Source organism: Pediococcus pentosaceus ATCC 25745 (assembly GCF_000014505.1).
Lineage (GTDB): Bacteria > Bacillota > Bacilli > Lactobacillales > Lactobacillaceae > Pediococcus > Pediococcus pentosaceus.
In genome coordinates this window covers 1,602,658-1,624,380 of record NC_008525.1, presented here as the reverse complement: position 1 = coordinate 1,624,380, position 21,723 = coordinate 1,602,658, and the positions used below count along the sequence as shown (strand labels likewise).

The 21,723-nt window shown below is 37.3% G+C and carries 17 protein-coding genes; 13 read left to right on the top strand and 4 right to left on the bottom strand.

Annotated features, from left to right (window positions below; translation table 11 throughout):
* Positions 1–132: 132 nt before the first annotated feature.
* From PEPE_RS07970 to pepF, 7 genes are all read left to right on the top strand, one after another.
* The gene (locus tag PEPE_RS07970; protein WP_002832934.1) at positions 133–1,701 is read left to right on the top strand and encodes a BCCT family transporter; all 1,569 of its coding nucleotides are present in this window, start codon (positions 133–135) and stop codon (positions 1,699–1,701) included.
* 77 nt (positions 1,702–1,778) lie between these two features.
* Complete coding sequence (locus tag PEPE_RS07965; RefSeq protein WP_002832935.1) at positions 1,779–2,252, top strand: S-ribosylhomocysteine lyase; 474 nt, start codon at positions 1,779–1,781, stop codon at positions 2,250–2,252.
* A 299-nt stretch (positions 2,253–2,551) separates the two neighbouring features.
* Positions 2,552–3,112 carry a biotin transporter BioY gene (locus PEPE_RS07960; RefSeq protein ID WP_011673778.1) on the top strand — a complete coding sequence of 187 codons (561 nt, stop codon included), beginning with the start codon at positions 2,552–2,554 and terminating at the stop codon, positions 3,110–3,112.
* A gap of 26 nt (positions 3,113–3,138) precedes the next feature.
* Entirely contained in the window at positions 3,139–4,122 is a 984-nt protein-coding gene (locus PEPE_RS07955) for a biotin--[acetyl-CoA-carboxylase] ligase (RefSeq protein ID WP_011673777.1), read from the top strand.
* A gap of 99 nt (positions 4,123–4,221) precedes the next feature.
* Positions 4,222–5,397, top strand: a complete 1,176-nt coding sequence (locus PEPE_RS07950; RefSeq protein WP_011673776.1) for an MFS transporter — start codon at positions 4,222–4,224, stop codon at positions 5,395–5,397.
* Between the two features lie 146 nt (positions 5,398–5,543).
* Complete coding sequence (locus tag PEPE_RS07945) at positions 5,544–6,011, top strand: hypothetical protein (protein ID WP_011673775.1); 468 nt, start codon at positions 5,544–5,546, stop codon at positions 6,009–6,011.
* A 67-nt stretch (positions 6,012–6,078) separates the two neighbouring features.
* Positions 6,079–7,878, top strand: coding sequence for an oligoendopeptidase F (gene pepF / locus PEPE_RS07940; protein WP_011673774.1), 1,800 nt, complete (start codon positions 6,079–6,081; stop codon positions 7,876–7,878).
* Positions 7,879–8,139: 261 nt separating this feature from the next.
* On the opposite strand, the gene PEPE_RS07935 is transcribed toward pepF, so the two are convergent.
* Positions 8,140–8,985, bottom strand: a complete 846-nt coding sequence (locus tag PEPE_RS07935) for a DNA-binding domain-containing protein (protein WP_011673773.1) — start codon at positions 8,983–8,985, stop codon at positions 8,140–8,142.
* Between the two features lie 270 nt (positions 8,986–9,255).
* Between PEPE_RS07935 and argF the strand changes: the two genes are divergently transcribed.
* From argF to PEPE_RS07905, 6 genes are all read left to right on the top strand, one after another.
* Entirely contained in the window at positions 9,256–10,257 is a 1,002-nt protein-coding gene (gene argF, locus PEPE_RS07930; RefSeq protein WP_002832944.1) for an ornithine carbamoyltransferase, read from the top strand.
* 13 nt (positions 10,258–10,270) lie between these two features.
* Positions 10,271–11,200: a carbamate kinase gene (gene arcC / locus PEPE_RS07925; RefSeq protein ID WP_011673772.1), complete on the top strand. Its 930-nt coding sequence runs from the start codon at positions 10,271–10,273 to the stop codon at positions 11,198–11,200.
* A 52-nt stretch (positions 11,201–11,252) separates the two neighbouring features.
* On the top strand, positions 11,253–12,476 hold the full coding sequence (arcA, locus tag PEPE_RS07920) for an arginine deiminase (RefSeq protein WP_011673771.1): 1,224 nt from the start codon (positions 11,253–11,255) through the stop codon (positions 12,474–12,476).
* A 95-nt stretch (positions 12,477–12,571) separates the two neighbouring features.
* Entirely contained in the window at positions 12,572–13,990 is a 1,419-nt protein-coding gene (locus tag PEPE_RS07915) for a basic amino acid/polyamine antiporter (protein ID WP_011673770.1), read from the top strand.
* Between the two features lie 165 nt (positions 13,991–14,155).
* The gene (gene arcD / locus PEPE_RS07910; RefSeq protein ID WP_011673769.1) at positions 14,156–15,577 is read left to right on the top strand and encodes an arginine-ornithine antiporter; all 1,422 of its coding nucleotides are present in this window, start codon (positions 14,156–14,158) and stop codon (positions 15,575–15,577) included.
* A gap of 371 nt (positions 15,578–15,948) precedes the next feature.
* Positions 15,949–17,490 (top strand): YfcC family protein, encoded by a 1,542-nt coding sequence (locus PEPE_RS07905; RefSeq protein ID WP_011673768.1) that lies wholly within the window; start codon positions 15,949–15,951, stop codon positions 17,488–17,490.
* Positions 17,491–17,586: 96 nt separating this feature from the next.
* Here PEPE_RS07905 and PEPE_RS07900 read toward each other — a convergent pair whose 3' ends face one another.
* The 3 genes from PEPE_RS07900 to glpK are packed head-to-tail and all read right to left on the bottom strand — an operon-like array spanning position 17,587 to position 21,669.
* Positions 17,587–18,306, bottom strand: a complete 720-nt coding sequence (locus tag PEPE_RS07900; protein WP_011673767.1) for an MIP/aquaporin family protein — start codon at positions 18,304–18,306, stop codon at positions 17,587–17,589.
* Between the two features lie 13 nt (positions 18,307–18,319).
* Entirely contained in the window at positions 18,320–20,137 is a 1,818-nt protein-coding gene (gene glpO, locus PEPE_RS07895; protein WP_002832952.1) for a type 1 glycerol-3-phosphate oxidase, read from the bottom strand.
* Positions 20,138–20,154: 17 nt separating this feature from the next.
* Positions 20,155–21,669, bottom strand: coding sequence for a glycerol kinase GlpK (glpK, locus tag PEPE_RS07890; protein WP_002832953.1), 1,515 nt, complete (start codon positions 21,667–21,669; stop codon positions 20,155–20,157).
* Positions 21,670–21,723: the final 54 nt, after the last annotated feature.

Below are 21,723 nucleotides of genomic sequence, written 5' to 3'. Positions count from 1 at the left end.
GAGCAACGCTATGCAGGTGTGAACTTAATACGCCAATGGTGTTGCTTTTTTTGTACCAATTTTTTGAAAATATGGGAGGAATTTTTTATCTTACACAGTAAGAATGTCGATCGAGCTGTCTTTTTACCAACAATGGTGTTATTTGGGGTTGTATCAATCATCCTCATCACAGGCGGCCCAGCCGTTCAGCAATTAATGAACGCGTTGTTGTCATTCGTTACAAGCAAATATGAGTGGTTGTATATCTCAATTTATGTCATCAATTTCATGTTTTTTATCGTTTTGATTTTTAGTAAATACGGTAAAATCAGATTCGGAAAGGCTGATCCAGCTAAAGACTATAGTGGTTTTCAATGGGGAAGCATGGTTTTTGCAACTGCAATTGATGCAAGTATTTTGATGTTAAGTGCAACTGATCCATTGCAATACCTTCAGCACCCGGCATTTGGCGCGAAGCCATTATCGACCCAAGCGTTTGCCTATGCTAACGTAGTGGGCGAGTTTAATTGGGGGCCGATGGCATGGATGATGTTTGCAACTGCCACCATTGCTATTGCTTATACAATGTATGTAAAAAAAATTCCAGTAATGCGATTAAGTACTGTAATTCCCCTCTTGAAGGGCGATCAATTATACAAAAAAGTTTTACGTCAACTAATTGATTTCTTAGTCGTTTTTGGGATCATGGGCGGAATTGGTTCTTCGATTGGAATGGAAATTCCCGTGATTGCACGTGTTTTAAGTATTATCGTAGGTATTAAAGATACGATTTATTTAAAACTATTTTTATTCTTTATTTTATTGATTTTATTTACGTTAACCGTGTATGCAGGTTTAAATAAGGGAATTAAAAAACTATCAGCATGGCACATTTATTTGGCAATTATTTTCTTAGCAATTGTTTTAGTAGCTGGTCCAACTAAATTTTTAGTGGGCTCAGAAGGTCAAACCTTGAAATTAATGGCGCAACATTTTACTGCGCTTTCCTTTAATAAAGCTAATGCTGGCACCAATGGTTTTGCTCAACATCAAACCCTGTTTTATTGGGGTTGGTGGTTAGCCTACATGCCGGTAATGGGGTTATTTATTGCCCGGATCTCGCATGGTAAGACGATTCGCCAAGTTGTTTTAGGGATGATGACTTATGGAGTCGGTGGCTGTATTTCATTTTATGCAGTTTTAGGGGGCTATGCTCTATGGCTTCAACAATCAGGTACTTTAAACATCGTGCACATTTTGAATACACAAGGACAAGCAGCAGTTCAAGCAGCATTGATTACAACTTTGCCGATGAATAAATTGATGCTAATTCTTTTCTGTGTTTCATGTTTTATCTTCTTAGCAACGACGATTTCTTCTTCTGCATTTATTGTTTCATCATTCACCAGTCTAGACTTGTCGCATGGTCGCCAACCTAGCCGATGGAATCGAATGGCTTGGGTCATCGTGTTTATTATTTTCTCGTTAGGAATTGTTATAGTAGGTGGATTTGAGGTCGTTCAAGCAATCTGTACGGTTGCAGGATTTCCGCTAATTTTTGTATGTATTTTGTTATTATATTCTATCTATCAAGATGTAACTGGACGTGAATTTAATCGGGTTAGAATGCCTAGTTACCTCCCCGTTGTTAATCTCCGTCCTTTGCAAAAAATGATGGTTAGTTATCATTTGATGCATAACATTAGTCAGGACGATTTTTAAATGAATTTTTTAATTTATATCAGGATCGAGTTGGTCTAAAATAGGACATAGATACCGATGAATAGGGGGATGTTTTTATGGCAAAAGTAGAAAGCTTTGAATTGGATCACACAAAGGTAAAGGCTCCGTACGTACGTTTAATTACAGTTGAAACGGGAAATAAGGGCGATAAGATTTCTAATTTCGATTTACGTTTAGTTCAACCAAACGAAAATGCGATTCCCACTGCAGGACTACATACGATTGAACATTTGCTAGCTGGATTATTGCGAGATCGAATGGATGGAATTATCGACTGTTCTCCATTCGGATGTCGAACAGGTTTCCATTTGATTGCTTGGGGAGAACCTACAACCACAGAAGTTGCTAAAGCATTGAAGGGTGCACTAGAAGAAATCGCAAATGTTACTAAGTGGGAAGATGTACCAGGTACGGACATCTACAGTTGTGGTAATTACCGTGATCATTCACTATTTTCAGCTAAAGAATGGGCGAAAAAGATTTTGGATGACGGTATCAGTGACCAACCTTTTGAACGAAATGTAATTTAATAAATTAAAAACCGAAACCGAATTAGAGTAGTTTGAATGCTGCTTTAATTCGGTTTTTTTGTACAACGGATAGATCATTAATTTTAGAAGTGACAATTGAAAAGCTTTTGTCAAAGAATGAAGAAAGGAATAGCTTACACCAAAATTATGAGTAAAAAGTAATCTCCAACACGGTTTAGACCTAAAAATTTTGAAATTAATCGATTAAAAAATCTGTAATAGTAACCTTATTTTATAAAAATAGGTTACTATTATATATAATGAATTTGTTTCAAAATTAAAGAAGGTAGGTTTTAAAAATGGAGAGAAGCAACCAAAGTGCAGTAAAAATGATGACTTTAGCAGCAATGATAACAGCTTTAACGATTGTGATGGGGCTGATGCCTAGAATTCCGCTCTTGTTAATTCCAGTTCCCATTGTCTTACAAAATATGGGAGTAATGATGGCTGGTGACATGCTAGGTACTAGATATGGAACGTTATCAGTAGGAATATTTTTATTATTAGTAAGTTTGGGATTGCCAATCCTTTCCGGTGGTTTAGGTGGTGCCGTAGTATTTTTAGGAGCTACCGGGGGCTATTTAGTGGCTTGGTTGTTTGCGCCACTAGTAATTAATTTAATCAAGAATGTTTTGAAAGGCAAAATTAAGAATCAATTAATACTTAGTTTACTTTCTGTTTGGCTTGGAGGAGCAGTTTTTATTGATGTATTTGGTGCGTTCTGGTTAGCGATTCAAGCACCCATGCCACTTTCAACGGCCATGTTTTCTACTTTATTATTTATCTCAGGTGATACAATCAAAGCTATTTTAGTAATTATCATAGCCAATCGATTGGAGAAGATAGTACACTTAAACTAGTTAAATAGATTAAGGGTGGTTATAAGATGGGGAATAAAACAAGCCAAAAAGTTTTATTAGAATTATTGAAAGATCGAGATCGTTGGGTATCTGGAAATGAAATAGCAGATAGTCTAGGCGTTACCCGCGAAACGATTTGGAAAAATATTAACCTATTAAAGAAACGCGGTCACCAAATCCAAAGTCAGAAAAATCTAGGTTACAAATATGAAAGTAGCTCTAAGTTGGATGAAGTAGTCATTAATTTTTATAAAAATAAAAGTGTTGATCATGTTGCTGTTGAAGAGCAAGTCGATTCAACTCAAATGTATGCTAAAAACTATCTCGCTACTCACCAAGTCGAAAAGGCATTTGCTGTGATTAGCGAGCAGCAAACGCAAGGATACGGACGAAGAGGACGTAGTTTTTACTCACCCAAAGAACAAGGACTTTACTTTAGCATAGTTATCCCTAAGCCCACTTTTGAAATTAACCAGGTGGGCTTAATAACTACTGGGGTTGCCTATGTGATTGCACAAACATTTAAAGATTTCTTCCCTGAACGTGAATTTAAATTGAAATGGGTTAACGACATTTTAATGAATCGACGAAAGGTGGCAGGAATTATTACTGAGGCAATTACCGAAGTAGAATCTGCTTCTACGCAAGCGTTTGTAATCGGGGTGGGAATTAACTTAACCACGCCTGAATTTCCAGAAGAATTACAACAAAAAGCGGGAGCCATTGTTGCTAAAAATGAACCGAACATTGATCGTAATTTAATCGCCGCCCAATTAATTAATACGATTGTAGATAATTGGCAAAATTATTTAGATGGCAGCTTTTTGTCCGAGTATCGAAGAATGTCAATCGTAATTGGTAAGCCAGTTACCTTACAAGTCGGAACGAAACAAGTAAAGGGGATTGCAACGGATATTAACGAGTATGGAAATATCGTCGTAAAGTTGGATGATGGACAAGTTAAAGCTTTTAATAACGGTGAAATTACCAAGGTGAATTTGGACTGGTAATTATGGTCTCCGTAAGATATAGGTAATGAGCTTGAGCTTTTTTATTCATTGAGTGTTATCATGAAAGAATGTATCAGATAACGAAGGAGATGAATTACAATGAGTGAAAAAAACAGAAAGACATTATATATCTTAATTGCTGGAAACTTCTTAATTTGTTTGGGGATTGGTCTAGTCATACCCGTCACACCATTTATTAAGAATCATTACGGTTATACTACTACTCAAATGGGAATTATGACGGCATTGTTTGCTTTCTCGCAATTTATCGCTTCTCCATTAGTTGGACGAGTTTCAGATAAAATTGGACGTAAGCCACTGATTGTAGCGGGATTATTTTTCTACGCCGTTTCGGAAGTAATCTTTGCTTTATCAAATTCGTTATTACTATTTAACGTATCCAGAGTTGTTGGTGGCATTTCAGCCGCTTTGTTTATTCCAACGTCGATGGCTTTAGCATCTGATGTTACCACTACGGCGCAAAGGGCTAAGGTAATTGGTTGGATTTCAGCCGCATTTAGTGGGGGACTAATTTTAGGACCAGGGCTCGGTGGTGTATTAGCAAATATCCATTATAAAGTGCCGTTTTGGGCGGCTGCAGCCTTAGGGCTGGTTTCAACATTATTTACGTATTTGGTAATGCCGAAGACTGAAGTGAAAATAGAAGAAACGGAAATGACCAAGTTTACTAAGCCGAATGCTTTGAAAAGTGTCATGACGGCGCCACTAGTAATTCTATTTACGATGATTTTTGTAGCAGCCTTTGGGTTACAGGGATTCGAAAGTATTTATAGCATCTACGTTAACCAAGTCTTCAATTTTAGTTTAGGAACGATTGCACTAGTATTGACTTTTAATGGGATTTTCTCGTTGATTTTGCAAGTGTTTATCTTTGATTTCTTGGTGCGGAAAATGGGTGAAGTGAGACTGATTGGGGCATGCTTCTTAATTGGAGCAATTTTTGTTTTTTGGATTACCCAAGCTCATACTCAAATTGAAGTAATCATTGCTACATTAGTAGTTTTCTCTGCCTTCGATGTTTTACGTCCGGCCATCACCACCTTATTAACTAAGGAAGGTAAAGACAATCAAGGCTTAATTAATGGATTAAACATGTCTTTAACTAGTGTGGGGAACGTCATCGGACCAATTATTGCCGGAATGTTGATGGATTACAATACTCACATTCCATATATGATTGTCGCTGTAATTTTATTCATATCTTATGGAATTACTTTCATCGTAGGACATGTGATGAAAAAAGAAACACGGTAGATGATAAAAAACTGTAGCGGGGCGATCAAGCTCGGCTACAGTTTTTTGTTTGATATAGTTTGGAAAGTTTCATATTAAGATAGTTATTCCTTGAAAATGTTATACAATGAAAGCGTAAGCAATCTAATAATGGAGGGGGTACAATCATGATTAAAACTAATAGCAATTTAAATGAACTAAAAAAAGCTGCAACAAATTTAATTGGAATGGATAAAATACCAGCGGGTAAGTATCAATTAGCTGAAATTATAGCTCGAGGAATCGATGATACATTTGAAGCACGGGAGAGTGACGAATGGGAAATTGATGAGTATCTAAGAGATCGAGCTTTAAACTTTTGGTTTTACCCATCAATGAATCTGGAAGAATTAGTACCTAAATTAACAGATGAAATCGCAAATAACTGGGAAATTAAAAGAGGAGACGACCGGATGTTATCAACATGTTTAGCGGCCGTGTTGACTTATCATCCGCACAATTTATCAGTCACATTAGGAGAACTTTTAAAATCAGATCCGACGACTCAAAATTTAGCGACGTTAGAGGGCTTCAATATTACTAAGATTAATCAAATCCTAGTTCAACACAATGCACGCCCCTTATCAGTTAATTAAGTGCCTTAAGTTGTGTATAGTTTCGGAAGTTGTAAAATAAAAGGCAATAGTATTAGGAGGATTTTACATGGCAAAAAAACAACTAACACGGGCAGAGGTTCCGGAAGCGTTAACTTGGAACGTCACCGATATTTTTACAACTGAAGCAGATTTTAAAAAGGCCATTCAACAAGTTGAAAAACAAATTGTTGAAATTCAGGCCAATTCTAAACATATGACCGAGAGTGCTACACAGTTATTAACATTAACTGAATTACTTTATGAGAGTGAAGAACTCCTTATGAAAGTTTATGGATATGCGGCTCGGGTTAATGATGGCGATACTGCTGACCCACATGGGAACGATTTGATGAATCAAGCATTATTAATTGTTAATAAGTGGGAAGCAGCCGTATCATTTTATGATCCTAAAATAACGCAACTATCAGCAGCGCAATTAGATCAATTTTTAGATGATAAGCCAGAATTAAAACGATATGAATTTAATTTACGTCGAATTCAAGAGCAAGCTGCCCATACCCTTACTCCTGCTGAAGAAAAATTGTTGGCTCAACTTCAACCGGCGATTGATGATGCTTCAGACATTTCTTCGAAATTAGATGACGCTGATTTAGATTTTGGAATGATTAAAGATGAAAATGGCGAAGAAGTTCAATTAACTAATGCTACAGCCAGCGAATTTGCTACTTCAGCAGATCAGGACATGCGAATGCGTGCTAGTAAACAAGTTGCTAAGGCGTACCGTTCAATGCGGAATACCTTTGGTGCTACCCTTAAAAGCCACGTTCATGCCCAAAATATTTTAGCCACAATTAGGCATTTTGATAGTGCACGTCAGATGAATTTGGCTGATCAAAAAATTCCAGAAGCCGTTTACGATACGTTGATTAATACGACACATGAACATCTGGATTTGATGCATGATTATTATGCTTTCCGAAAAGCATACTTAGGATTAGATCATATGTATCAATTTGATCGACATGTTCCTTTGGTTGCAGATGCTAAGTTAAGTTTGGCATTTGAAGAAGGCAAAAAGGTTACGATGGCAGCCTTGGCTCCGTTAGGCAAAGATTATCAAAATTATTTGCAAGAGGAATTTGAACAACGTTGGATTGATGCAGCTGAAAATAAAGGGAAACGTAGTGGGGGCTATGAGGACGACGTTTATGGAGTGCATCCATATATCTTACTAAATTGGAATGATATTTATGATAGTACTTCAACGTTAGCCCATGAATCGGGCCACGCACTTCAGAGTGTTTACACGGATAAGGCCCAACCTTTCTGGTATTCACAATATCCAATCTTTATTGCTGAAATTGCTTCAACTTTAAACGAAAGCTTATTAAACCATTATATGTTAGAAAAATATGCTGATGATCCTCAAATTAAAGCATTTATTTTAACACAAGATGTGGACAACTTTATTGGCACGGTTTATCGTCAAACTCTTTTTGCGGAATTTGAGCATTTTATTTATACAGAAGATGCCAAAGGAACGACCCTTACCCCCGATTTGATGGCTGATAAATTTAACGGATTGTTTAAAGAATATAATGGAGATGCTGTAACAGATTTACCTTGGAAAGACGATACTTGGGCGCAAATTCCTCATTTCTATTACGATTATTATGTTTACCAATACGCTACATCTAAAGCCATCGCAACCGCTTTAGCCGATGATATTATTTCTGGTAAACCTGGTGCATTGGAAAACTATAAGAAATTCTTATCAGCTGGAGCAAGCAATTATCCAGTCGAAATAGTTAAACAGGCTGGGGTAGATGTAACTAAACGTGACTATCTTGATCAAGCATTTAAAATATTTGGTGAAGAAGTCGAAGAATTAAAGCGAATTTTATAATATTTAAACTAAGACATTGGAATTAAAGTCATAAAAAAACTCCCCGAGTTAAAATGGGGAGCATCTAGTTTTGTACATTCAATTTAGGCATGATACTTGTAATTTATCCTACTTGTACCATGTTTTTTATTTAATAAAATTGATCTTTTAAACTATTTGAAGAACTTAACTATATTTAATTTAGTTGGGTTCTTTTTTTATGGACTGAAGAAATTTTTAACTAGTATTGGGAATAAATTTTATTTTAGGGTCATATTTTTACTATGTGTCTTCGCGATAACTCTCTTGTAATAATCCATCGAAGAAATGCTGAATCGAGATTTGACCGCGTTGGGCTCCGACTTCTCGAATTCTTTGCATTTCATTATAAACGTTCTGGAAATCAAATAAACTGTTGGCATATTCTAGCAGAACTTCATTTTCGGGATATTCAATACACATACCGGCTAAATTGCAAATACCAACACGTAAGGCACGCCGAATTCTTTGAAAGGCACTTTTTTTCTCATGTTCATTTAAAGAAAGACTTTCTTGAAAATCAATCTTTGAGAAAGGAATATTTTGATCGACCATAACTTTAGCAATCCGTAAGATATCATCACAACCGTTTTCAGAAGCAATCCCTAAAAAGCGGAGGATTGAATGGATTCGATCGGTTCGAAGACGATGCTTAGATTGTGGTCGATTAAATGGTGTGGCAATTCCAGACGTTAATTTGTTAATTTCAGCCATTTTATCAACTACTTGGCAGTAAGAACCCACTAGCTTCGTAATATTTTTAAACTCCAGATGATTAAAAGGATAATCTAAATAAGCGTCAATTCCTACACGATAAGCTTCGTCTTTATAGGCCTCATTATGAGGTCCCACCACAATAAAGTGAGGTTTGATGTGGACTTGAGCGAGACGTTTGATCAAATTTAGCCCTTCTGGAAAAATTTCTAAGCAATTGATGATCATTACGTCGACTCTTAGTTGTAATAAATCGTCATAGGCACTATCAACATCGAAATTAACTCCAACCAGTGAGTTACTAAAATCCGATTCAATAATATTTTGAACGATGGAAACACTTGATTCATCGTCTGATAGTAAATAAAAGTTCATAGTCGGATCTCCTTTTGAAGTTTTTTGAAGTTATATGATACTTTATGAATTATACAATAATAAGATATAAAAATGAAAAAAATGACAATTTTTTTGTTATATAAAATATTTATTCAAAAAATAAGTGATTTTATTCAAAAAATATTCATTTATGAAAACGTTTTAAATAAAAATAATATTAATTTTTAAGAAAATCAATTGATCACTGAAGCTTTGTGAAAGCGCTTGCTAGAATTAAACACGTAATCAAATATAGAGGAGGACGTTAAAATGTCATTTAACTTACGTAACCGCAGTTTTTTAACCTTATCAGATTTTAGTACTCGTGAAATGGAATACATGCTTAATTTAGCTGAGGATTTAAAGAAAGCTAAATATGCTGGCTATGAAGGTAATCGCTTGGCTGGCAAGAATATCGCTTTGATTTTTGAAAAAGATTCAACTCGAACACGTTGTGCTTTTGAAGTTGGTGCTAAAGATGAAGGTGCTCACGTAACTTATCTTGGTCCTTCAGGCTCACACATTGGCTACAAAGAATCAGTTAAAGATACAGCTCGTGTCTTGGGTGGTATGTTTGATGGGATTGAATATCGTGGATTCTCACAACGCTCAGCAGAAACGTTAGCTGAATATTCAGGTGTTCCTGTATGGAATGGTCTAACTGATGAAGATCACCCAACTCAAGTTTTAGCTGATTTCCTAACGGCTAAGGAAGTTTTGAAGAAAGAATATAAAGATATTAAATTTGCTTTTGTTGGAGACGGTCAAGACAACGTATCTAATGCTTTGATGCTAGGTGCTGCTGTAATGGGAATGGAATATCACGTTGTAACCCCTAAAGAACTTGAACCAACCAAGGACGTCTTAGACAAAGCTAACGCAATTGCTGCTAAAACAGGCGGTAAAATCGTTGTTGAAAATGACGTTAAAGCTGGTGTTAAGAATATGGATGTTATCTATACCGATGTATGGGTATCAATGGGTGAACCAGATGAAATGTGGCAAAAGCGTATTAAATTATTGAAGCCATATCAAGTAACTAAAGAAGTGATGGAAGCTACCGAAAATCCAAATGCAATCTTTGAACACTGTCTGCCTGCATTCCACAATACAGACACATCAATTGGTAAAAAGATTGAAGAAAAATATGGTCTATCTGAAATGGAAGTTACTGATGAAGTCTTTGAAAGTAGTCAATCAGTTGTATTCCAAGAAGCTGAAAATCGGATGCACACAATTAAAGCTGTCATGGTTGCAACTTTAGGTGACTAAGGAGGGCGAGTTTATGTCAAAAATGGTGGTTGCCTTAGGTGGTAATGCTTTAGGAAAGAGCCCTGAGGAACAGTTACAGTTAGTGAAAAATACGGCTGCATCATTGATTGGTTTGGTACGTGATGATCATCAAGTAGTAATTAGTCATGGGAATGGTCCTCAAGTTGGGCAAATCAATCTTGGGATGAACTACGCCGCCGAACATGGTAAAACAGCAGCTTTTCCGTTCCCAGAGTGTGGGGCAATGAGTCAGGGTTATATAGGTTATCATCTACAACAAAGTTTACAAAATGAACTTGCAAAACGAAACATGGATAAAAATGTTGTGACAACTATAACTCAAATTGAAGTTGACCAAGATGATACTGCTTTTCAAAAACCGACTAAACCAGTGGGTGATTTCTACAGCAAAGAACAAGCCGCACAAATTGAAGCTGAAAAAGGATATACATTTGTCGAAGATGCAGGACGTGGATATCGCCAAGTTGTAGCTTCTCCATTACCAAAATCAATTATTGAAATCAATAGTATTAAAACGCTTGTCGAACACGGTGATTTGGTAATCGCTGGCGGTGGTGGTGGCGTTCCAGTCATTAAAACTGAAACTGGCTTAAAGGGAGTACCAGCTGTAATTGATAAAGATCGTTCGAGCGCCTTGCTAGCTGATAACATCGATGCCGATAAATTAATTATTCTCACAGCTGTTGACTATGTTTACGTTAACTATAATAAGCCAGAACAAAAAGTACTCAAGCAACTAAGCGTTGAAGAAGCCCAAAAGTACATGGATGACGGACAATTTGCAGCTGGAAGTATGCTACCAAAAGTACAGGCATGCTTATCTTTTGTTAAGGGACACCCTGAACGTGAAGCAATTATTACCTCATTAAATGGTTTGGATGACGCTTTGAAAGGTAATTTAGGTACAGTAATTCACGGCTAAATAATTTATTTAAGTACCAGGTAGAAAAAATAAGAATAGGAGTGTGATTATAGTGGCGAACGCAATTCATGTAACTTCAGAAATCGGAAAACTTAAGACAGTTATGTTACATCGTCCGGGTAAAGAAATTGAAAATATTACCCCGGATTCGATGGAAAGATTATTGTTTGATGATATTCCATATCTACCAATCGCTCAAAAAGAACATGACTTTTTTGCTAAGACCTTGACAGATCAAGGGATTGAAGTGATTTATTTTGAAAAATTGGCAGCTGATGCTTTAAGTGACGATGGAGTAAGAAAAGAATTCTTAAATAGAATGATTGCTGAATCTGGCTATGCAGTTGGAGTAATCCATGACGCTTTAATGGAATATCTTTACGCAATGGATCCTCAGATGATGATTAATCAAATTATTGAAGGGGTACGAGCAAGCGATGTTAATATTGTTACTCCTGACTTACAATCCGTTTCTGAGAATACAGATTGGCCCTTCTTAATGGACCCAATGCCTAACGCATACTTTACTCGCGATCCCCAAGCATCAATTGGAGATGGGTTATCTATCAACAAGATGACTTTTGAAGCACGCATGCGGGAGTCCTTAATTACCGAATATATCATGAACTACAATCCTCGCTTTGCTGGAAAAGTCAAGGTATGGCGAGACCGTAATCATCGTACCCATATTGAAGGTGGGGATGAATTAGTTTTAAATGATCATGTATTAGCAATTGGTATCTCTCAACGTACGACAGCGAATGCAATTGAAGATATCGCTCGTAATTTATTCAAAGATTCTAATTATGACACGATTATTGCAATTTCAATACCTCATAATCATGCAATGATGCATTTGGATACAGTATTTACGATGATTAATTATGAACAATTTACAGTACATCCAGCAATTTTAACTGGTGATGGAAAAGTTGATAACTGGGTACTTCATCCTGGTAAAGATGGTGAGATTACAATGGAACATCATACAGACATTAAGGAAGTCTTGAAGAAGGCTCTTAATAAGTCTGAAATTGACTTAATTCCAACTGGTAATGGTGATCCAATTGTGGCTCCAAGAGAACAATGGAATGATGGTTCAAATACGTTATCAATCGCTCCTGGCGTTGTTGTAACTTACGACAGAAATTACGTATCGAACGACTTACTACGTCAACACGGTATTCTGGTCCATGAGGTTCGTTCAAGTGAATTATCTCGCGGACGTGGCGGTCCACGGTGCATGTCCTGCCCAATTGTTCGTGAAGACATCTAAAAATAATTTTATGGCAGAAGTGAACTGTGGTACTAGAAAATAGTAGACAGTTTACTTTTGCCATTTTTATTAAATTTAAGAATGGAGTGAAGAACATGGAAAATAAAAACGGAATTGGGCGACTAGGCTTAACCGCCTTAATTGTTAGCTCTTGTATTGGAACCGGAATCTTTGGAATTACCAATGCGGTTGCCGCTGCTGCCGCACCAGGACCAGCATTATTGTCTTGGTTGTTTGTTGGAATTGGTTTTTTGTTCTTAGTTTTATCATTAAATAATTTATCTGAAAAACGCCCCGATTTAGAAGCAGGAATTTTTAGTTATGCGGGAGCTGGATTTGGTCCATTAGGTGAATTCATTTCTGGATGGGCTTACTGGCTTTCAGCTTGGCTTGGAAACATTGCTTTTGCAACCATGCTGATGAGCGCGATTGGAACTTTTCTACCGGCTTTCAAGGGTGGCCAAAACTTACCATCAATAATTGTAGCAATTATTTTCTGTTGGGCTTTAACTCTACTTGTCAATCGTGGGGTAGAAAGTGCTTCGTTTGTTAACACCATTGGAACTTTCTTTAAGATAATTCCACTAGTTTTGTTTATTATCATTGTAATTATTTTCTTTAAAGGTCACATGTTTACAACTGATTTTTGGGGAAACGTTGCCAATAACTTTTCCAAAGGAACTACAACCGGATCAATTTTTGAACAATTGAAGGGAACATTATCAACTTTAATTTGGGTATTCATTGGTGTTGAAGGTGCTTCAGTTATGGGCCATCGTGCTAAAACTAGAAGTCAAGCTCAGCAAGCCACGATTATCGGCTTTGTTTTACTTCTGATAATTTATGTCATGATTTCAATTATCCCTTACGGAACACTAACACGTGCCCAGTTGGCGGGTGCTGAACAACCAGCTTTAGGAAATGATTTACAATTAATTGTTGGTAGTTGGGGCGCAATGATTATTAATATAGGTTTGATCATTTCTACGGTTATCTCATGGTTATCGTGGACGATGTTACCAGCTGAAACTACAATGTTAATTGCTAAAGATAAGGTTATGCCAAAAGTTTGGGGTAAATTAAATGAAAGAAAAGCTCCAACAACGTCACTAATGATTACAGCGGTTCTACAAACTATTTTCTTATTCTCATTGCTATTCACCTCCGAAGCTTATAATTTTGCTTATTCATTAGCTTCAGCAGCTATTCTATTCTCCTACCTATTTGTGGGATTGTATCAAATGAAATACAGCTACAAGGAAAAGCAATGGGGACAGTGGACAATTGGCTTAATTGCAGCTTTATTCCAGTTTGCCTGCATGGTGCTATCTGGTTGGCAACAAATTTTGTTAGTCTCTATCAGTTTCATCCCAGGATTCATTATCTATTATCAAGCAACGAAAGAAAATAAACGTACTTTAACTGGTAAAGAGAAAGGTATGATGGGGATGATTTTGATTCTCAGTTTGATTGCCATTTATTTGGTAGTTAATGGAACAATTGTTGTGAGCTAATTAAGCAGGTTAAAAGTATAATTTGCCTAAGAAATTAAGACGAAATATGATTTTTTTGATTATATAGGGTATTGGACACTAATTTAAGTTACGAAGAATTTAGATAAATATTCTGAAGCATCACGTATATCAAATAACTAATTAAAATTTTTGGGAGTAATTTGAATGACAGAGAAAAATGGGAAAATAGGCTTATTAACTTTGAGTGCCCTAGTGATTAGTTCATCTATTGGTAGTGGTGTTTTTGGAATTATGTCAGATCTTGCGAGGGCTGCAGCGCCGGGACCGGTTTTAATTACGTGGTTTATTGTTGGTTTGGGTGTTATGATGCTGGCTTTATCGTTAAATAACTTATTATTAAAAGAACCAGAGCTAGAGGGAATATTTTCTTATCCCAAGAAAGGATTTGGCCCTTTCATGGGTTTTATTAGTGGTTGGGGATATTGGTTGTCGGCATGGTTGGGTAGTGTGGCATTTGCAACCTTCCTGATGAGCACAATAGGTTATTTTTTTCCAATTCTTAGGTCAGAACGAAACTTACCATTAATTCTAATTGCAAGTATCTTTTCATGGGGACTGACATATCTAGTTAACCGCGGCATCGAAGGTGCTGCCATAATTAATACAATTGTAACCGTATGCAAATTGATTCCTTTATTTGTATTTATTGTATTTGGAATTATTCTTTTTAAAGGCGGAATGTTTACGCATGCCTTTTGGAATAATATGAATAATAATTTTGTTGGTGGAGATGTTATAGGTCAAGTTAAGAACTGCATGATGGTAATGATGTGGGTTTTTGTTGGAATTGAAGGTGCCTCAATACTATCAGCACGAGCTGAAAAGAAATCGGATGCGGGAAAAGCAACCATTTTGGGTTTGATTAGCTTATTAGTTATCTACATTTTGGCATCAGTTTTACCATATGGATATTTAACCCAAGAACAGTTGGCAACGATTAAACAACCAGCCATGCTATATATATTTGAAAAGATGGTTGGTACTTGGGGTGGATACTTCATTGGAATTGGATTAATTGTATCAATCCTAGGTGCATGGCTTTCTTGGACGATGTTACCAGCCGAGACAATGTTATTGATGGCAAAGCAAAAACTATTACCAGAATATTTTGGGAAAATTAATGATAAAAAAGCTCCCACCTTTGCCTTAATTTTAACGGCTGGATTAATACAGATTTTCTTATTCACCCTATTTTTTACAACTAAAGCATACAATTTTGCTTATTCTCTTTGTACCGCAGCGGTGATTGTGTGTTATATCCTAGTTGCGGCTTACCAGATTAAATATTCGTGGACACATATCCATGAAAAAGGAAATCATCAACAATTGGTAATTGGTGTCCTAGCCTTGTTGTTTGAAGTAATAGGCATTTTAATGGCAGGGTTAAGTCATTTATTGCTATGTTTTATTGCATACATCCCTGGAATTTATTTTTATGGTCAGGCTCGTAAAAATAATGGACACGAATATTTCCTCTCTAAGGGAGAATTGATAGTAACAGTATTTATAACAATTGGTGCTCTAATTGGAATGGGGTTAGTGATAATGGGAAAAATTATAGTTTGAATTGTAGAAAAATAAAGGTACAACGATTAAAGAAATTCAAGATATGGAAGCATTAGCCAGCGAACTAAAACATTAACCACTTCGAGTGTGCAATCAAAGCTTATACAAGCTTTGATAACAAAGTGTGCCGGAGATTTGTATATTTCTCACATTCATTAAACAACAAAAAATTTGTATAGCCTCAAAGAGATCATATTTAAAAATCATTTTTAATTAAGTAAATAATTTAAAGTAGTTGATTGAAAAAATATAAGTTCAAAAATTTTAATATATGGCCTGAAGCGTTTTAAGTTTAGAAAGTTTAACTTCCAAAATGGTGTCTGACGCTTAAGGCCATATTTTATATCCACATAAAATATGAGGTGATAAAAATGACCAGTAAAGCTAAAAGACGTTTTAAGTTAAAAATGCCCGGGACCTTTGTAATTTTATTTATTTTAACAATTGTAGCAGTTATTGCGACATGGACAGTCCCTTCTGGTAGTTATGCTAAGTTAGCCTATAATCAGACTACTTCAAGTTTGCAGGTTAAAGATCCTGGGGGCAAGGTTCATAAGGTACCTGCCACTCAAAAGGAATTAAATAAGTTGGGAGTTAAGATTAATATAAAAAAATTTACTTCAGGAGGGATTACGCAAGAAATTTCGATTCCCAATACATATCAGCGTTTGAAGCAACATCCAGCTAGTATTACTAAAGTGACTACGAGTATGGTACGTGGAACAATTGAAGCTGTAGACATTATGGTATTCATCTTTGTCTTAGGCGGGTTGATTGGGGTTGTTAGGGCTAGTGGAGCATTTGAATCAGGACTGGTTGCTTTAACCAAGAAAACTAAAGGTCATGAATTTTTATTAATTTTTTTGGTAGCAATTTTGATGATATTAGGTGGAACGTTGTGTGGGATTGAAGAAGAGGCCGTAGCTTTTTATCCAATTTTAGTGCCGGTATTCATTGCAATGGGATATGATTCCATAGTATGTGTAGGAGCAATCTTTTTAGCAAGTTCGATTGGAACAGCATTTTCAACGATTAATCCGTTTTCAGTCGTAATTGCATCGAATGCGGCGGGAATTAATTTTACAGAAGGAATTGGATGGCGTGTGTTTGGATGCATAGTGGCAGCTATTTTTGTTGTAGGTTATTTATACTGGTATAGTCGAAAAGTTAAGGACAACCCTCAGTTTTCATATTCGTATGAAGATCGTAACACGTTCAATAGTAAGTGGTCGGTTGAAAGTACTGATGACAGTGAGGCAAGTTTTACTAAACGGAAGAAAATTATTTTATTGTTATTCGTTGCCGGATTTCCACTGATGGTGTGGGGGGTAATGACGCAGGGATGGTGGTTTCCAACCATGGCGTCTTCGTTCTTAGCATTTGCGATTATTATCATGTTTCTGACTGGTACAGGAGCAAATGGTATTGGTGAAAAAGGCGTTGTAGATGCGTTTGTTAATGGAGCATCTAGTTTGGTAGGAGTTTCTTTGATTATTGGGCTAGCACGTGGAATTAACCTTATTTTAAATGAGGGGATGATCTCTGATACAATTCTAGATTTCTCTTCAGCTCTAGTAGCTAACATGAGTGGTCCAATATTTATTATTGTGATGTTATTGATTTATTTTGTATTGGGATTCATTGTTCCGTCTTCTTCTGGATTAGCAGTCTTATCGATGCCGATTTTGGCCCCTTTGGCTGATACAGTTGAAATACCAAGATTTGTGGTAGTAACAGCATACCAATTTGGTCAATATGCAATGTTATTCTTAGCACCAACTGGATTAGTAATGGCGACGTTGCAAATGTTAGACATGCAGTATTCACACTGGTTAAGATTTGTATGGCCTGTGGTGGTCTTCTTATTAGTATTTGGCGGAGGAATCCTAGTAGCACAAGTTTTAATATATTAAAAAATAAAAACACCGGAATTTAAATTCCGGTGTTTTGCTGCTTTAATATTAAGCATAAAGGGTAAAAAGGGTCGATGAATTATAAAGTGTTAATTGTTAAGGGATCAAATTGAAGCAAATTGCTCCTAGAATGGCACCAACAACTGGTCCCAAAATAGGAACCCAACTATAGGCCCAATCTGAGCCGCCTTTGTTAGCGATTGGAAGCATCGCATGTGCGAGACGAGGACCTAAATCCCGCGCAGGATTGATGGCGTAACCGGTAGTTCCGCCAAGTGAAAGTCCGATTGCTGTAATGAGAACCCCAACAGCGATGGGATTAAGACCCTGAGTGAATTGTCCCCGAGTAAAGGCTAATAAACCGAAAATAAGTACTGCTGTACCAACAACTTCACTAATAAAGTTCATGCTGTAGTTGCGAATAGCAGGTTCTGTAGCAAAGGTACCAAGAATAGCATCTTTATCTTTGGTTTCTTTCCAATGTGGGTAATAATGAATCCAAACGATAATTCCACCAACTAAACCACCTAAAATTTGAGCAATGCTATAAGGAATAACGCTTGACCAAGGAAATTTACCGGCAATTGCCATTCCGACTGAAACTGCAGGATTTAAATGGGCAGGGCTGAGAAAAGAGGATGCATAAACCCCTAATGTAACAGCTAATCCCCAGCCTAAAGTAATGGCGATCCAACCAGAGCCTTCAGCTTTTGACTTTCTAAGGCTAACTCCAGCCACAACACCGTCACCAAGTAAAACTAGTACAAATGTTCCAATAAACTCCCCCAGTAGTTGAAGCGATAAACTATTATCCATGAAAAGGTTCCTCCTATTTTAGGTAAGTAAGGCTAGCTTCATCGATTGTTTCTTGGAGTTTCTTCGCTTGAGCTTCACGCTCTTCGTCAGACCATTCGAAGTAACGAGCCATTTCATTAATAACACCCTTTTTAACATCATCAATTGTATCGTGGTGGAAAAGAAGGTGATTGGTACGGCGGAGCAAGTAGTCAACAGGTGTCAGCGTCATTTCTTCATTCATTGAATAATGTAGACTAATTGTCTCAGCAAGTGTTAGTCCGGGTGCTGCTTCAATTTTCCCAATCTGGCTAAATACACGAGCAGCATTTGATCCAAATAGGTTAGCTATTTGTTCAGCCTCAGCTTTTGATAGACCACTTTCAATTCCTTGTTTAGCGAAGAATGAAAGGGTAGCGTCGACGTTATTAGGATCGATGTCACCACCAGAAACTTGGAGATGCTTAGAATCAATTTCGTTGAATGTTTCGTTGAAGTCTTCTTTGAGAACTTTGGTGATTAGAGCAATGGCTCCAGCAGCCATTTTACGATAATCGGTAATTTTTCCACCTGCAAGGGTGATTAGCCCATCGTTTGCAACGTCGAGGGCGCTACCACGAGATACAGCAGAAGGATTTTTTTCTGAGAGGGTGCTTTCTAGATTATTAAGGACATCTTCAACGTCAACTCGATCAGCTTCTTTATTTTCATACTTATTTACAATATCAATGACTTCATCAAAGCTATCCGAAGTAATTTTTCCGGAATTACCACCATTGTAGTCTGAGCTACCATTGGAAGAAATTAGAGGACGTAAACCTGCCCAACTAGCTTCAATATCATCAATCGTAATCTTAGCTTCTGGATAATGTTTATTAATGATACTTAACAAGTAATCGACATCCTCTTGCTCAACTCGTGGATGCAAGAAGTCGCCTTTGTAATCTGTATCGGTGGTTCCAAAATAGGTCTTTCCTTCGCGAGGAATTGCGAAAATCATACGACCATCTTGTTTGCCAGAGTCAAAGTAAGTTGGCTGAGGGACGTTTAGACGTGAGCGATCAACAACCAAGTGCACCCCTTTAGTAGGGCGCATCTGTGGAACAACTTCTTCTTTATCATCCATTTCACGAATAAAGTCCGACCAAGGACCCGTTGTGTTGATTACCAATTTAGCGTGAATATCAAATTCTTCACCAGTTAAGAGATCTTTAACGTTAACACCATTTACACGACCATTTTCATCATGCAGAATGTGTTGAGCTTTGATATGACTGACCATTAAGCCACCATTTTCATGAGCTTTTTTGATGTTTTCAATCACTAAACGAGCATCATTATTACGAAAATCAAGGTAAACACCACCACCCAAAAGACCTTCCGGATTAAGTTGAGGCTCACGTTGAAGAACCTCGTCTTTTGAAATAGTGTAGTTGGTGTATTTAGGATCTGTAACACCAGCAAGTTGATCGTACAAATTCATTGCAATTTTAACTGAAAACATATCAAAGGTTGATCCAGGTTCGTCATAAATTGGAAGAAGCATTGGATCAGGGCGAGGAATATGAGGGGCAATTCCTTGAACAACCGCGCGTTCTTTAACGGTATCAGAAACTACCTCGACATCGAAGTTTTTAAGATAACGAATTCCACCATGAACTAACTTGGTTGAACGAGAAGATGTTCCTTCAGCGAAATCTTGCATTTCAATTAGGGCGTTGTTCATACCCATGGCGCTTGCTTGAATAGCAACACCTGCGCCGGTGATTCCACCACCGATGGTAAGTAAGTCGAGCGTTTCATTTTTCAATCTTTCGATATCTTGTTTTCTACTAATTAATGAGAATGACATGAAATAAGCCTCCTAAGTTATTTTGATTGTCGTGGTCGATGTTTAAATTGACGAGTTGCTGCAACCGCTTCTTGCCAACCTGTGTATAAGTCTTCACGCTCATCAGTTGACATCTTTGGTTTGAATACCTTCCCTGGCTTATATTCTTTCTTTAAATCTTCAAGGTCTTTCCAGAATCCAACTGCTAATCCCGCAAGAAATGCGGCGCCTAGAGCGGTGGTTTCGAGATCACTAGCACGATCAATTTCAATTCCTAAAATATCAGATTGGAATTGCATCAAGTAATCATTATTAGAAGCGCCACCATCGACACGAATGGAAGGAATATCAATTCCTGAATCCTTTTTCATAGTGTCAATAACGTCACGAGATTGGTATGCAAGGGATTGAAGGGTAGCTTTAATGAAATCTTCACGGGTAGTTCCACGAGTGATTCCAAAAACTGAACCTCGAGCATTAGGATCCCAGTACGGAGCACCCAGTCCGGTAAAAGCTGGTACAACATAGACTTCATTATCATTTTGAGAAGCAACAGCGGCTGCCTCTGATTCAGAAGCCTTTTTAAACAGTTTCATTCCATCACGAAGCCATTGAATTGCCGAACCAGCCACAAAAATACTACCTTCTAGTGCGTAATAGACTTTGCCATTAATACCGTAACCAATGGTGGTTAATAAATTATTATCAGATAATTGCGGTTTTTCACCTGTGTTCATTACGGTAAATGCACCAGTCCCGTAGGTATTTTTGACCATTCCGGGTTCGAAAGCTAATTGACCAAATAAGGCCGCTTGCTGATCGCCAGCCATTCCAGAGATGGGAACTTCGCTACCATAAAAGTGGTAATCTTTGGTTTTACCGTAAATGGTAGAGTTAGGTTTAACTTCCGGAAGCATTGAAGCGGGGATATTAAGTAAAGCGAGAATTTCTTTGTCCCATTCTAATTTGTGAATGTTATATAACATGGTGCGGCTAGCGTTGGAATAGTCAGTGACGTGCACATCACCATCCGTTAATTTCCACATTAGCCATGTATCAATGGTTCCAAACAACAGCTCGCCGCGTTCGGCGCGTGCTTGTGCGCCATCAACGTGGTCAAGAATCCAGCGAATTTTGGTTGCCGAGAAGTAAGCGTCTGTAACTAGTCCCGTTTTTTGGTGAATCATGTCGCCATACCCATCTTTTACGAGTTGTTCAGCAATTTCTGCTGTCTGTCGAGATTGCCACACTACAGCGTTATAAATGGGAAGCCCGGTCTTTTTATCCCAAATCACGGTAGTTTCTCGTTGATTGGTAATACCAATTCCACTAATTTGGTTGGGCTTAATTCCTGACTCGATAAATGCATTAGCAATGGTCGACAATACGGCATTCCATATTTCGTTGGCATTATGTTCTACCCATCCAGGTTTCGGAAAGTACTGTGGAAATTCTCTTTGAGCATCTGCCATTTTATTTCCAGCATGATCAAAGATGATTGTACGAGTACTAGTCGTCCCTTCGTCGATGGCAAGAATATATTTGTCTGCCATGTCCGTACCTCCGTTTTTTTAAATTGTTAAGATTCAAGAAAGCGCTTTCTAAAG

What these genes read in the sequence shown, in the direction of transcription:
- PEPE_RS07950 (WP_011673776.1), top strand. Translation starts at nt 4,222, where the DNA reads ATGAGTGAAAAAAACAGAAAGACATTATATATCTTAATTGCTGGAAAC.
- PEPE_RS07960 (WP_011673778.1), top strand. Translation starts at nt 2,552, where the DNA reads ATGGAGAGAAGCAACCAAAGTGCAGTAAAAATGATGACTTTAGCAGCA.
- arcC (WP_011673772.1), top strand. Translation starts at nt 10,271, where the DNA reads ATGTCAAAAATGGTGGTTGCCTTAGGTGGTAATGCTTTAGGAAAGAGC.
- argF (WP_002832944.1), top strand. Translation starts at nt 9,256, where the DNA reads ATGTCATTTAACTTACGTAACCGCAGTTTTTTAACCTTATCAGATTTT.
- PEPE_RS07955 (WP_011673777.1), top strand. Translation starts at nt 3,139, where the DNA reads ATGGGGAATAAAACAAGCCAAAAAGTTTTATTAGAATTATTGAAAGAT.
- pepF (WP_011673774.1), top strand. Translation starts at nt 6,079, where the DNA reads ATGGCAAAAAAACAACTAACACGGGCAGAGGTTCCGGAAGCGTTAACT.
- PEPE_RS07905 (WP_011673768.1), top strand. Translation starts at nt 15,949, where the DNA reads ATGACCAGTAAAGCTAAAAGACGTTTTAAGTTAAAAATGCCCGGGACC.
- arcD (WP_011673769.1), top strand. Translation starts at nt 14,156, where the DNA reads ATGACAGAGAAAAATGGGAAAATAGGCTTATTAACTTTGAGTGCCCTA.
- PEPE_RS07970 (WP_002832934.1), top strand. Translation starts at nt 133, where the DNA reads ATGGTGTTATTTGGGGTTGTATCAATCATCCTCATCACAGGCGGCCCA.
- PEPE_RS07915 (WP_011673770.1), top strand. Translation starts at nt 12,572, where the DNA reads ATGGAAAATAAAAACGGAATTGGGCGACTAGGCTTAACCGCCTTAATT.
- glpK (WP_002832953.1), bottom strand. Translation starts at nt 21,669, where the DNA reads ATGGCAGACAAATATATTCTTGCCATCGACGAAGGGACGACTAGTACT.
- PEPE_RS07935 (WP_011673773.1), bottom strand. Translation starts at nt 8,985, where the DNA reads ATGAACTTTTATTTACTATCAGACGATGAATCAAGTGTTTCCATCGTT.
- PEPE_RS07945 (WP_011673775.1), top strand. Translation starts at nt 5,544, where the DNA reads ATGATTAAAACTAATAGCAATTTAAATGAACTAAAAAAAGCTGCAACA.
- PEPE_RS07900 (WP_011673767.1), bottom strand. Translation starts at nt 18,306, where the DNA reads ATGGATAATAGTTTATCGCTTCAACTACTGGGGGAGTTTATTGGAACA.
- glpO (WP_002832952.1), bottom strand. Translation starts at nt 20,137, where the DNA reads ATGTCATTCTCATTAATTAGTAGAAAACAAGATATCGAAAGATTGAAA.
- PEPE_RS07965 (WP_002832935.1), top strand. Translation starts at nt 1,779, where the DNA reads ATGGCAAAAGTAGAAAGCTTTGAATTGGATCACACAAAGGTAAAGGCT.